The organism is Ornithinimicrobium sp. (assembly GCF_035267225.1).
In the GTDB taxonomy this organism is placed as follows: domain Bacteria; phylum Actinomycetota; class Actinomycetes; order Actinomycetales; family Dermatophilaceae; genus Ornithinicoccus.
The window spans coordinates 1-12719 of sequence record NZ_DATFMA010000105.1 but is presented as its reverse complement, the minus strand read 5'-3'; the positions used below and the strand labels follow the sequence as shown (position 1 = coordinate 12719).

The 12719-nt window shown below is 69.2% G+C and carries 9 protein-coding genes; 3 read left to right on the top strand and 6 right to left on the bottom strand.

Annotated features, from left to right (window positions below):
* Positions 1-616 (top strand): DUF6318 family protein (locus VJ976_RS10580; protein WP_324100184.1); only part of this gene is annotated, 616 nt, incomplete at its 5' end.
* Between the two features lie 163 nt (positions 617-779).
* A complete protein-coding gene (locus VJ976_RS10575; RefSeq protein WP_324100183.1) occupies positions 780-1517 on the top strand; it encodes a hypothetical protein in 738 nt (245 codons plus the stop codon).
* A 43-nt stretch (positions 1518-1560) separates the two neighbouring features.
* Here the strand turns inward: VJ976_RS10575 and VJ976_RS10570 are convergent, their stop codons facing one another.
* The 4 genes from VJ976_RS10570 to VJ976_RS10555 are packed head-to-tail and all read right to left on the bottom strand — an operon-like array spanning position 1561 to position 7237.
* Positions 1561-3297, bottom strand: a complete 1737-nt coding sequence (locus tag VJ976_RS10570) for a glycoside hydrolase family 13 protein (protein WP_414693620.1) — start codon at positions 3295-3297, stop codon at positions 1561-1563.
* 57 nt (positions 3298-3354) lie between these two features.
* On the bottom strand, positions 3355-3753 hold the full coding sequence (locus tag VJ976_RS10565; protein WP_324100182.1) for a globin: 399 nt from the start codon (positions 3751-3753) through the stop codon (positions 3355-3357).
* Positions 3754-3765: 12 nt separating this feature from the next.
* Positions 3766-6336: a hypothetical protein gene (locus VJ976_RS10560; protein ID WP_324100181.1), complete on the bottom strand. Its 2571-nt coding sequence runs from the start codon at positions 6334-6336 to the stop codon at positions 3766-3768.
* Positions 6337-6349: 13 nt separating this feature from the next.
* Positions 6350-7237, bottom strand: coding sequence for a mechanosensitive ion channel family protein (locus VJ976_RS10555; RefSeq protein WP_324100180.1), 888 nt, complete (start codon positions 7235-7237; stop codon positions 6350-6352).
* Between the two features lie 101 nt (positions 7238-7338).
* On the opposite strand from VJ976_RS10555, the gene malQ reads away from it, so the two are divergent.
* Positions 7339-9462 (top strand): 4-alpha-glucanotransferase, encoded by a 2124-nt coding sequence (gene malQ / locus VJ976_RS10550; protein WP_324100185.1) that lies wholly within the window; start codon positions 7339-7341, stop codon positions 9460-9462.
* A gap of 6 nt (positions 9463-9468) precedes the next feature.
* Here malQ and VJ976_RS10545 read toward each other — a convergent pair whose 3' ends face one another.
* Together VJ976_RS10545 and pepN are read right to left on the bottom strand one after the other, a co-directional pair.
* Positions 9469-9993, bottom strand: coding sequence for an ASCH domain-containing protein (locus VJ976_RS10545; RefSeq protein ID WP_324100179.1), 525 nt, complete (start codon positions 9991-9993; stop codon positions 9469-9471).
* Positions 9994-10002: 9 nt separating this feature from the next.
* On the bottom strand, positions 10003-12591 hold the full coding sequence (gene pepN, locus VJ976_RS10540) for an aminopeptidase N (RefSeq protein WP_324100178.1): 2589 nt from the start codon (positions 12589-12591) through the stop codon (positions 10003-10005).
* Positions 12592-12719: the final 128 nt, after the last annotated feature.

Below are 12719 nucleotides of genomic sequence, written 5' to 3'. Positions count from 1 at the left end.
GATTCCCGTGAGGCGACGTTGCGCGCTCGTGATCTGTCTCGCGCTGGGAGCAGGGCTGGCGGGATGTGACGACGGACAGGAGCCTCAGCCTGCACCGGAGTCTGAGGATTCCGTCGCGGTCACGGACGATGCCGCGGCTACGAGCACGGGGCCGGTGGAGGCAGCCAGCCAGACGGCCGATCCGGGCATCCCGAAGATGCCCGCTTTGGCCCGGGAAGACTCAGAAGCCGGTGCCGAAGCTTTCGCCGAGTACTACTTCGATCTCTACAATTATCTAGGGCGGAACCCTGAGTCCGAGGTTTTAAGTCGCTTCGCGACTACCAAGTGCGGCACATGCGAGAATTACGAGTCAAACATCGATGCCCTGGTACAGAAAGATCAAGAATTCGATGGCCCGACCGGAGTAGTCCTTTCGACCCAGGCGCTTGCGTCAGGACCTGACTCCTACGTGGTGTCGGTGGAGGCAGAAGCGCCAGCGTATAAGCGACTGGCACGTGATGGGTCTGAGGTCGACGAGTTCGAGGATGGAGGATCGGTTAATCTATCCATCGACCTCATAGCGACGCAGTCAGCATTCCTTGTAGAAGGGGTGTTCGGTGTTCGGAATACTGGATAGAATCCCCGCACTTCTTCTAGCCTTGGTTTTGCTCCCTACTCAAGACGTTAATAACAATTGGCTACAGGGTTCTGATGAGTCAGGTGGAGAAGGCGTGCGAACCAGTGCCTTTAATGAGAGCGTCATCGCATACCAAGAAGATCAAACGCCGCAGGGAGCGTTTGTGAAGGCCGAGTCCACGGCGTGGTTCGAGTACATCAAGGTGATCAACTGCCCAGGCAACACCGTGGACAATGTTGCGTCTGCCTACTGCATCAGCGCGGACAACTACTGCCAGGAGAACGAACCAGGCAGCGTTGGCCCGTGGTCCCGCCTCTACCGACGCGTGGTCAACGGGGACGGCGAGGTCGGTGAGTGGCAGGACCTCGGTCTCACGTGCTTCACCGACGCGGTCCCCGCCACGTCAGGAGCCCCGGAGGACTCACTCGGGATCAACGACATCGTGGCCCAGTTCCACCGCACCGACTTCGCCCTGCCCCAGGTGTCGGTCGAACCACCGGGCGGGCGAACACTGGTGCACCTGCCCACCTTCTATGAGCTGACCTGGCCGGACGAGGGAGTGGAGCCGGAGGAGGTCGACACGACGAGCCTTGTCGGCCGTGAGGTCCGGATCCGACCACTGTTCGTCAACGCCACCTATGACTTCGGCGACGGTGCGTCGTTCGGGCCGGTGAAGTCGCTGGGCGGCCGCTATCCCGACGGAGAAGTGCAGCACGTGTACTCGTCGAAAGCGGTCGTCGAGCCATCGATCAGCGTGACCTACGGCGGTGAGTACTCGGTCGACGGCGGCGACTGGGAGACCATCCCGGGCTCGATCACCGTCGACGGCCCGGGGCAGAGCCTGGACGTCTTGACCTCGCGCAACCGGCTGGTCGGAGACGACCGGGCACCCGTCGGGTAGGCACCGCGCTCGATCCGACGACGACGCCAACGCGCCAGGCTGCTCAGGACAGGCGCAGCCAGACGGTGCTGTCGTGTCGCAGCTGCTCATCGACCAACGAGTGACTCGTCAGCAGGACCTCGGAGTCATCTGGCAGCGGCACGGGTGCCCTGCCCAGGTTCGTGATGACGGCGATGACCACGCCGTCCGGCCCCGTGTTGGTGAACGCGATCACCTCGTCGTCGTAGCCGTCCAACCAGGCAAAAGAGCCGATGCCGAGTTCGTGCTCGCGTCGGAGACGTAACGCTCCTCGGTACAGCTCGAGCGTGGAGCCGGGCACTCCGTCCTGACGGTCGACCGCCAGGGAGCCGTAGAGCTCGGGCTGGGGCAGCCAGGTGCGGGAGGAGTCACCGAAGCCGTAGGCCGTGGCCCCGGCCTCCCATGGCATCGGGATGCGGCAGCCGTCGCGACCGCGCTGTGTGTGCTCGCTTCGCTCCCAGGTCGGGTCCTGGCGCTCGGCGTCCGGGATCGACGTGTGCTCCGGCAGCCCGAGCTCCTCGCCCTGGTACAAGTAGGCGGAACCCGGCAGCGCCAGCATGAGGGTCGTCCCCGCCCGGGCCCGGCGCAGACCGAGCATCTCGTTGGGCTGGGGGTCGGTCATGCCGATCCCGTTCGGGCGCTTGTCTCCCGACGTCAGGCCGTAGCGCGACGGGTGGCGCACCACGTCGTGGTTCGAGAGCACCCACGTGGTGGGTGCCCCGACATCGTGGGCCACGGTGAGGGAGTCCTCGATGACGTCACGGAGGGCCGGGGCCGACCACGGGCACTCCAGGAAGGCGAAGTTGAACGCCTGGTGCATCTCGTCGGGCCTGGTGTACAGGGCGGCACGGCTGATCGGCTGGACCCATGCCTCGGCCACGAGGATGCGGTCCTGCTCGGGGTCGGCGTCCGGGTTGTACTCGTTCAGTACCTCTCGCCAGCCGCGGTAGATCTCGTGCACCGGGTCGCGGTCCCACATCGGGTTGTCGATGCTCTCGTCGGCCTGGAAGGCCGTCGCGTCGGGGTCGGGCTCGAAGTCGGGCAGGCCCTCGGTCTTGACCAGCCCGTGGGCCACATCGACGCGAAAGCCGTCAACACCGCGGTCCAGCCAGAACCGCAGCACGTCGTGGAACATCTCGCGCACTTCGGGGTTCTGCCAGTTCAGGTCGGGCTGCTTGGCGTCGAAGAGGTGGAGGTACCACTGCCCCGGGTTGCCCTCCGCGTCGTCGACGCGTTCCCAGGCCCCGCCGCCGAACACCGACTGCCAGTTGTTGGGAGGCTCCTCGCCCCGTTCCCCCTTGCCGTCGCGGAACATATACCGCATTCGCTCTGGCGAACCGGGCTCCGCGCGCAACGCCTCGACGAACCAGTCGTGCTCGTCCGAGGTGTGGTTCGGCACCAGGTCCACGATCACCCGTAGACCCAGATCGTGCGCGGTGCTGATCAGGGTGTCGGCGTCGGCGAGCTCCCCGAACAGCGGGTCGATCCCGTAGTAGTCGGCAACGTCGTAGCCTGCGTCGGCCATGGGCGAGACGTAGAACGGGCTGACCCAGATGGCGTCCACCCCCAGCTCACGCAGGTAGGGCAGGCGCTCGACGATTCCGGGGAGGTCCCCGATGCCATCCGCGTTGCCGTCCGCCCACGACCGGGGGTAGATCTGGTAGATCACCGCGTGGCGCCACCACGCATCCGATGCGCCGCTCTGTCCGTGGGGGTCTGTGGTCTCGAGTGAGGTCGAGGCTGGGGAAGTCACGGCCCACATCCTGCCGCAACTCCGCTGTGCTGACGAACGTCCCGAGAAGCAAACGCGACGACGGCTTCAGTCGTCCTGCGCGTTCACCATGAAGTTGGCGGCATGGTTCATGTAACCGCGCATCATCTCCTCGTCCAGCGGCTCCAGGTCGAGCGTGTCGATGGCGGCGTTCATGTGGGTCAGCCAGCGGTCGCGCTGGCTCGGTGTCACCCGGAACGGCATGTGCCGCATCCGCAGGCGAGGGTGCCCTCGCTCCTGGCTGTAGGTCTTGGGCCCGCCCCAGTACTGCTCGAGGAACATGAGCAACCGCCGCTGGGCCGGTTCCAGGTCCTCCTCCGGGTACAGCGCGCGCAGCGGTGGGTCAGCGGCCACCCCGCGGTAGAACTCACGCACCAGCTTCACGAAGGTCTCGTGCCCACCGACGCGCTCGAAGTACGTCGGCTCGCCAGGTGCAGGATCCGTCACCCCTTCAGTGTGTCATTGGCTCGGAGCCGCGTCGGCAGCCTCCAGCACAGTGATCTCGAGCGACCCCGGGTCGTATCCCTGCGCGGTCACCTCGAGCCGCGCCGTGGACCCGCCGGCATCGGTGCGCAACGGGATGGCCCAGTCGGTCGGCTCGGTGGTCCAGCTCGTCCACCAGCCGTCGCGGTGCATCAGCGGTGAGGCGACCCGCCCGAGGACCCACGGGTCCCAGAACATCCCGTCCAGGACCGGCGGGTCGCCGCCGGCCACGCGGATCATGAAGCGCCCACGGCCGCGTGTCGAGACGCTGACCAGGGTCGGACGGTCGGTCGTCACGCTCAGCTGGCCCTGCCCGCGGCGATCGAGCCCGGACCTGCTCAGCGCGTCGACCTCCGTCCAGGCGCTGAGGCTGCTGCTCGCCCACCCACGCCCGACGACCTCGCCCTCATCCGGCACGGGACGCAGGTTCAGCGGGGAGGTCGAGGGCTGACCTTCCGTCTCGAACGGGAAGTCCTCGTACGGCACGGGTACGTATGCGCCGACGGTGAGGCTCGTGCGCTCCGGCGTGGACGGAGCGGTCAGTGTGGTCGGTCTCCGAGGGTCCGAAGGCGACGCCTGCTGCGGCACTGCCTCGGACGGTGCGCGCAACGGCATGAGCGGCGAGGCCCACTCGCTGCGGTAGGCCGCACACGGGACCAGGCCGGACCCGGAGGGGGTGGTCAGGGTCAGTGCGCGCACCTCGCGTGGTGTCTCGATGCCACAGGCGCCGATCCAGGTCACCTCCGCCGCGTCCCGAGCCGAGAGCGGCACCCGGTGCGGCTCACCGTCGGTGGGGACCTGGTACGTGGCCACCCTCCTCAGGCCGTGGGCATACTCCGGCAGGCTGTCGGCATACCCCGCAGCCAGGGGCATCGCTTCTTCGCCGCCGTCGGTGGTGGCGATGACCTGCCAGCCCTCGCCGTTGAACCCGCGGTCGACGACGCTCACCGTGACCGAGTCGTCGGTGATGTCCACTCCGAGCCGCGACAGGGTGGCGAAGTCGAAGTGACGGGTGTACCCCGAGGCGGAGTACCCCCGCCAGAAACCCTGCCGCAGAGCAGGGTCGGCCTGCCTCCAGGGGCCCGGACGGCTCCGGCCCAGTGCCGTGAGCTCTTCGCCGTCGTTGGTCACCACCACCCCGTCGAGGGCCACCAGTAGCTGGCCCGGCTCGGAGGTGCGCAGCGTGAGCTCCAAGGTGGTGTCGATGTCGACCTCCATCGAGCGGACGCGTGCCTTCTGCTCCTCCTCCAGCCAGTCCGGCACCTGCCCCGTGGCGCCCAGTCTCGTCGAGGGATCGACGACGGACCCCGTCCCGGGTTCTGGTGGCGGTGCCGCAGCGGAGGGGACCGCGCTGAAGGGGTAGGAGGACCAGGGCACTTCTGTATAGAAGGCGAGATGGACCGCGCCCGTGCCCGACCAGACACTCGGCACCGTCACCGTGAAGTCGTCGACGTCCCCGGGCAGCGGCGAGATGACCGGAGCCGTGGGGGTGTCGGCGCTCCGGTCCACACACGAGAGTGCCACCGGACCGGGCGCGTCCGGGTCGGCGGGCTCCGATCCGGCCTGCTCCGGAACGGTTTCGACAGGCTCTCCGGTGAGGTCGTGTGGCGTGACCGTGATGGCGTCGACGACGGCGTCGACGTCCAGGGCATTGCCCGGTAGGTCGCAGTAGGCGACCGCGTAGAGCCGACCACCGTCCTCGACCTGTGGTGCGCTGACGCGCTTGCTGCGCAGCGCATAGTCGATGACCTCGACCTTCTCCAAAGCCAGCCCATCGACGTACGGACGCGGACGACCGTCGACCAGGCCGTAACCGGCCGCGTAGGCCGGGTCGGTCCGGGCGGCTCGCACGCGCTCGGAGCGGTCGTCGGTCTCAGCCGACCAGGTCACGACGCCAGCGGTGAGGGCGAGGACGCCGATGGCGCCCACCGCCGCTCGCATGGCGCGCTGCCGCCCGTATGCGATCGCCCGCGACCGAAGGACAGCGTTGAGCGCTGACGCGTCCGGGGGCGGGAAGGAGTCGGCCACGGCTCCCAACACGGGCTCCAGCTGGGACATCGACTCGACACCGAGGGAGTCGAGGGTCCGCGCCTCCTCTCGCGCTCCGGCCCGCCGGCCCATTCGCAGCACGGATGCGGCCCCCGCTGCGGAGTGTCCATGCAGCGAGCGCAGCACGCACCAGGCCCGGCCGCGGCCGGAGAGGCCGGCCAGAGGGTCACCGAGCGGTGGGTCGGTCGCCACCGACGCGGGCTCCTCGTCGGTACGGGCCCACGTCGGCGGCCGCGCCAGTTTCCTGGACCCCTCAGCGTCTTCCTTTCGGCGACCGCCGGAGGAGCGCCGCACGTAGTCCCGGACCAGAAGCCCGCGCACGTCGCTCTCGAAGGTTGCCCACTGCCGTCGCCGGCCGCGACCCGCACGCACGAGAGCCACGAGCACCAGCTCACGGGCGGCCTGCTCGTCGTGGGTGAGCACCACCGCCGTGCGATGCAGCGCCGAACCCCGCGCGGACACGAAGTCCGCGAAGTCGGTGCTGGGCCGACGGCTCATCGCTGACCTGGGTCTACGAGCCCGGGCCGTACGGGGTGATCTGAGGACCGCGCACGCCGTGCTTGTCGAGGGACGCCTTGACCCGGCGCCGGATGTCACGCGGCATGGCCCACTGCTCACCGGGTTTGCACTTGGCGAAGATGCGCAGGGTCATCACGCCACCGGAGACCGACTCGACCCCGGCGACCGACGGCTGTTCGATCAGCTTGGCGTGGAGCTCGGGGTCCTCCCACACCTGCTCGGTGACCTCGTCGAGCAACGGGATGACGCGGGCCGGCTCCTCGTCGTAGGAGACCGGGATGTCGATCGTGGCCAGCGACCACCCCTCGGACTTGTTGCCGATGCGGACGATCTCGCCGTTGCGCACGAACCAGACCACCCCCTCGAGGTCTCGCAGGCGGGTGATCCGCAGTGTGACCTCCTCGACGGTGCCGATGGCCTCACCCGTGTCGATCAGGTCACCGACGCCGTACTGGTCCTCGATGATCATGAAGATGCCGGAGAGGAAGTCCTTGACCAGCGCCTGGGCGCCGAAGCCGAGCGCCACGCCCCCGACGCCGGCCGAGGCCAGCAACGGACCCACCGGAATGTTCACCTCTGCCATCACCGTCAGGATGGTCACCGCAGCGATGGTGAACGTCGCCACACTGCGCAGCAGCGAGCCCAAGGTCAGGGCCCGCTGGTGCCGCCGCTCGATGTCGGCCGCGGTCGCCGGGTCCGCCACCTTCTCCGCGTTCTTACGGTGCTTGTCCTCGGCCCGAGTCGCCGCGGCGGTCTCCACGCCGCGGATGGAGCGGTGGATGAGCCACCGCAGCACCACGGCTCCGACAATGATCAGGGCGATCCGCAGGGGTGCTCCCAGCAGCGCAGCGCCGAATTCTTCCCAGGTCTCGAACGGCATCCCCACATTCTCACCTACCTGGGTGGCCGGCCTGGCAGACTGAGGCCGCCCGCGCCGACCGGCACCGGAACCTCGACGAGAAGGACGCTCCCGTGACGCAGATGTTGCCCGAGGGCCTGAGCGAGCTGGCCCACGCGTACGGCGTCGCCACGGAGTTCTGGGACTGGCAGGGGCGACACCGGCCAGTGACCCCAGAGACCGTCCGTGCGGTGCTCGCCGCTCTGGGGGTGCAGGCCGACGACGCGAAGCAGACGGAGCAGGCGTTGGCCGAGGTCCGAGACGCTGCCTGGCGCCGGATCGTCCCCCCCTTCGCCGTCGCCGCGCAAGGACGCGTCCCACACCTACCGGTGCACGCCACGCGCGATGAGTCGGTCCGTGCCCGGCTGCACGCCGAAGACGGGACCGTGCGCTCGCTCACCGTCCTCGACGTCGAGCGTGAGGTGCGCACGGTGGACGGGACCGAGACGCTGCGCCATACCCTCAACCTGCCCACCGACCTGCCACTGGGCTGGCACACCCTCGAGGTGCACTGTCAGGTCCAGGACCAGACGCCACGCAGTGCCTCGACCACCTTGGTGGTCTATCCCGCACGGCTCCAGCTCCCCGACGGCCTCCCGGTGGACGGCGAGCAGCAGTGGGGCCTGATGACCCAGCTGTACGCGATGCGCTCGGCCCAGTCCTGGGGCCTGGGCGACCTGGGCGACCTGGCCGATGCCGGCGCCTGGGCGGCAGGCCTCGGGGCGGACTTCGTCCTGGTCAACCCGTTGCACGCGGGCGAGCCCCAGGCTCCGCTGGAACCCTCGCCCTACCTGCCCACCACCCGCCGCTTCGTCAGCCCGCTCTACATCCGGGTGGAGGACGTCGACGAGGTCGCCTACCTGTCCGCGGCCGAGCGGCAGCTGGTCGAGTGGCACGCCGACGACGCGAAGGCGTTCCTCGACCTGGACCACCTGGAGCGGGACGCGGTATGGCAGGCCAAGGAGTCGGCGCTGCGCCTGGTCTTCCGTCAGCCGCGGTCCTTGCGGCGTGAGCGCGCTTTCCGAGCCTTCTGTGAGCGCAGCGGGGACAATCTGGTGGACTTCGCGACCTGGTGCGCCCTGAGCGTGCAGCACGGCCCGGTATGGAGCGCATGGCCCGAGGAGCTACAGGACCCGGCCAGCCCGGCCGTGGGGGAGTTCCGCGCCGAGCGCATCACCGAGGTCGAGTTCTGGTGCTGGCTGCAGTGGGTCTTGGCCGACCAGCTCGCCCAGGTGCAGCGGGACCTGCTGGAAACGGGGATGCGCCTCGGTGTCATGCACGACCTGGCCGTGGGCGTGCACCCCCTGGGCGCCGACGCGTGGGCCTTGCGGCACACCCTCGCCCGCGGCGTCACCGTAGGCGCGCCTCCCGACCAGTACAACCAGCGCGGCCAGGACTGGAGCCAGCCCCCCTGGCAGCCCGCCGGCCTCGCGGAGGCGGCCTATGCGCCCTACCGGGAGATGATCGCGAACGTCCTTCGGGACGCGGGGGGGCTTCGTGTCGACCACGTGATCGGCCTGTTCCGGCTCTGGTGGATCCCCGACGGGCTGCCGGCGGACCAGGGCACCTACGTGCGCTATGACCACGAGGCCATGGTTGGCATCCTGATGCTCGAGGCCCACCGGGCCGGCGCCGTGATCGTCGGCGAGGATCTCGGGACCGTCGAGCCATGGGTGCGGGACTACCTACGCGAGCGGGGCATCCTCGGCACCTCCATCCTGTGGTTCGAGCGTGACCAGGACGGTCCCTTGCCTCCGGAGGAGTACCGCGAGCTGTGCCTGGCCACGGTGACCACGCATGACCTGCCGCCGACGGCCGGGTACCTGACCGGTGTCCACATGGACCTGCGCCGCGACCTGGACCTGCTGACCCGCCCCTGGGAGGAGGAGCTGGCCGAGGATGAATCCGCGCGTGCGGAGGTGCTGACCCGGTTGCGCGAGCGTGGCCTGTTGCGCCCGGACGCTGCCATCGACGAGCAGGTCGAGGCCTTGCACCGCTACCTGACCTGGTCCCCGGCGAAGCTGGTGGGAGTCTCGGTCTCCGACTTGGCGCGAGATGTACGCATCATCAACCAGCCGGGTACCCACGAGGAGTACCCGAACTGGCGGGTTCCGCTAGCCGGTCCCGACGGCGCGCCCTTGCTGCTCGAGGAGCTCTTCGAGCAGCGCGCTGCCAAACGGCTGGCCCGGACCGTCTCTCGCCGGTAGCGCCGGCTACTCGACCGGCACGGGCGAGGACTCGGTGGCTGGGGGTCTCGCGACCAGCACCGTGAACCGCTCGAGCACCACCAGCATCCGCGGGTCGAAGGGGTCGTCGGGACGGCCCGGGTGAAAGAACGTGCGGTGCGCGCTGCGCCATGCGCTCAACGTGCGCGAGCCCTCGCCCTCGGCCTCGGCGTGCCCTTCGTCGACATCTTCGAAGGGGACCACGCTGACCGCGGTCGTGCGAATCAGGGCTCGCGGGTGGCCCCGGCCGTCCAGAAGGATCGACAGCGCACCGGGCTCGGGAAGTGACTCGTCGTCGGTGTCGTAGTCGCTGCGGCGGCTCGAGGTGGCCGTCTTGACCCCGCTCAGCACCAGGGCCAGCAGGTGGTCGGCCTCCTCGGGAGTATGGGAGAACGACCACGCCGGGGGAGGGAGGGTCTCGGCGATGTTTCGCCCCAGGTACGCGCCGGCAGGGTTGAGCCGGCCTCGGATCTGGGCGTCGCGCCAGAAGGCGTCGATCTCGCCCTGGTTCATGCCCCGACGCTACCCGGCGCTCCGCCGCGGTCGGTCGGCCGCCTGCGCGCGCAGTGCACGAGCCACTCCGTCGCGATGCTCGCTGAGGGTGCGACGCAGCCCGTTCGGCGCGTCCGGATGGGCGTCGAGCCATTCCTGCGTCGCCTCGAGCAGCTCCCCGTCGGCCAGGGCCGCGGGGTAGAACCCGACGGCCAGCGCCTCCGCGATCGCGTGCGTCCGCGTCCTCCACAGCTCCTCGACCACGGACAGGTAGCGAGGCAGGAACGGCCGCAACAGCTCGGGATCGTGGACCCGGGCGAACCCCAGCGCCATCGCGTTGATGACGGCGTTGGGCAACGTGTCCTCCTCCACGGCGGCGCGCCAGACCTCCTCCTTGGCGGCGGGATCGGGGCGAGCGGCCATGGCGCGCGCGGCCTTCTCGCGCCCCGCGGCGGTGTTGTCCCGCGAGCGCTCGCGCTCGATCTGCTCCGCTCCGGCGGCGCCACCCGAGACCAGGCCGGTGAGCAGCGTCCAGCGCATGTCCTGGTCCACCGTCATGCCATCGATCGGTGCCGTGCCCTCCAGGGCTTCGCGCAGCCGCTCCAGGTCGTCGGCCGAGGTGGCCGCGCCGGCCCAGGCGCCGACGAGCTGGAGCTGGGCGTCGCTACCCGGCGCGGCGGCCAGGGCGCTCGACCGCAGGCTGGTGGCGATCTCTCGACTGAGCTCGTCGCGATGCGCCGGGGCGACGTAGGTGCGGGCAGCCGCCGAGAGCTGCATCAGCAGCACCCGGATCTGGGTCGAGTCGGTCTCGCCCTTCAGGGCCCGCAACGCCAGGCGCACGTAGTCCGAGGCAGGCATCTGGGCGTCTCGCGTCATGTCCCAGGCGGCGCCCAGCACCAGAGCCCGGGGCAAGGAGTCGGTGAAGAGACGCAGAGACGACAGGGCCGTGTCCGCCGAGTGCGGGTCCAGCCGGATCTTCGCGTAGGCCAGGTCGTCGTCGTTCAGCAGCAGCAGATCGGGCATCGGCTGCCCGGCGAGCTCGGGCACCTCGGTGAGCTCGTCGGTGACGTCGAGCTCGAGCCGTCGGCTGCGTCGCAGCGTCCCCGGGCCGAGGTCGTAGCATCCGATGGCCAGCCGGTGCGGGCGCAGAGTCGGCCATTCGGGCGGGGCGGACTGCTCGACCCAGGCCGATCGGATGACCCCGTCCTCCACCTCCAGACGCGGCGTGAGGGTGTTGACCCCCGCGGTCTCCAACCACAGGCGTGACCACTGGTTGAGGTCCCGACCGGAGGTGTGTTCCAGCTCGGTGAGCAGGTCGTGCAGTGTCGTGTTTCCCCAGGCGTGCCGGGCGAAGTAGGCCCGCAGACCTGCGGTGAACGCCTCGCGCCCGACGTAGGCGACCAGCTGCTTGAGGACCGAGGCGCCCTTGGCGTACGTGATGCCGTCGAAGTTCACCTCCACGGCGTCCAGGTCGACCATGTCCGCGGCCACCGGGTGGGTGGAGGAGAGCTGGTCCTGACGGTAGGCCCACGCCTTCTCCGAGGTGGCGAAGGTGGTCCAAGCGTGACCCCACGACGTGGCCTCGGCCTGGCACACGGTCGAGGCCCACTCGGCGAACGACTCATTCAGCCACAGGTCGTCCCACCACTTCATGGTGACCAGGTCGCCGAACCACATATGAGCGAGCTCGTGCAAGAGGGTCAGGGCCCTGCGCTCCACGATGGCGTCGGGGACCTTGGAGCGGAAGACGTAGTCCTCGACGATGGTCACGCACCCGGCGTTCTCCATCGCCCCCATGTTGTACTCGGGAGTGAAGATCTGGTCGTACTTCGCGAACGGGAACGCGTGGTCGAACTCTCGCTCGTAGAACGCGAAACCGGCCTTCGTGCACGCGAAGATGTTCTCCGGGTCGAGGTGCTGGCGCAGGCTGCGGCGGCAGAAGACCGCGAGCGGAACCGTCCCGGCGCGCGTGGCCACCTCGTCGCGCACCACGTCGTAGGGCCCGGCGACCAGCGCGGTGATGTAGGAGGAGATGCGCGGGGTCGGCTCGAAGTCCCAGCGGGCCACCTCGATGCTCTCTGAACTGTCTGCCCGCACCCGCTGCGGGGCCGGCACCGGGTGCGGTGTGGGCTGGTTCGAGATGACCTGCCAGTGCGCAGGGGCGAGAACGCTGAAGGCGAAGGTGGCCTTGAGGTCGGGTTGCTCGAAGACGGCGTACATCCGGCGGCTGTCGGAGACCTCGAACTGCGTATAGAGGTAGACCTCGCCGTCGGCGGGGTCGACGAAGCGGTGCAGACCCTCTCCGGTGTTCATGTAGGCACCGGTCGCGGCCACGCGAAGGACGTTCTCCGGCCGTAGCCCTTCGAGACGGATGCGCGAGTCCCCCCAGACCGTGGCGGGGTCGAGCTGCTCTCCGTTGAGCTCCACCGAGTGCACCGACGTGGCCACCAGGTCGATGAAGCTCTCCGCCCCCTCCTGGGCGCAGTCGAAGCGCACGGTCGTGGTGGTGGTGAAGGTCTCCGCGCCGCAGGTCAGGTCGAGGTCGACGTCGTAGGACCGGACGCTGACGATCGCCGAGCGCGCCCGCGCCTCCTCACGGGTGAGGTTGGTGCCGGGCATGAGACCTCCGAGGAACGCTGGGGTGGTGCGTGGCTAGAGATGGTGTCATGGTGGGCTCGGCAGGCCCAGTAAACCCATGACAGCAATCTGAGGAGCACACGATGCGGGTGCACATCGGCGGCGACCAT

Coding starts and splice junctions, on each gene's coding strand:
- VJ976_RS10570 (WP_414693620.1), bottom strand. CDS start 3,297: ATGTGGGCCGTGACTTCCCCAGCCTCGACCTCACTCGAGACCACAGAC.
- VJ976_RS10560 (WP_324100181.1), bottom strand. CDS start 6,336: ATGAGCCGTCGGCCCAGCACCGACTTCGCGGACTTCGTGTCCGCGCGG.
- VJ976_RS10555 (WP_324100180.1), bottom strand. CDS start 7,237: ATGCCGTTCGAGACCTGGGAAGAATTCGGCGCTGCGCTGCTGGGAGCA.
- malQ (WP_324100185.1), top strand. CDS start 7,339: ATGTTGCCCGAGGGCCTGAGCGAGCTGGCCCACGCGTACGGCGTCGCC.
- VJ976_RS10545 (WP_324100179.1), bottom strand. CDS start 9,993: ATGAACCAGGGCGAGATCGACGCCTTCTGGCGCGACGCCCAGATCCGA.
- pepN (WP_324100178.1), bottom strand. CDS start 12,591: ATGCCCGGCACCAACCTCACCCGTGAGGAGGCGCGGGCGCGCTCGGCG.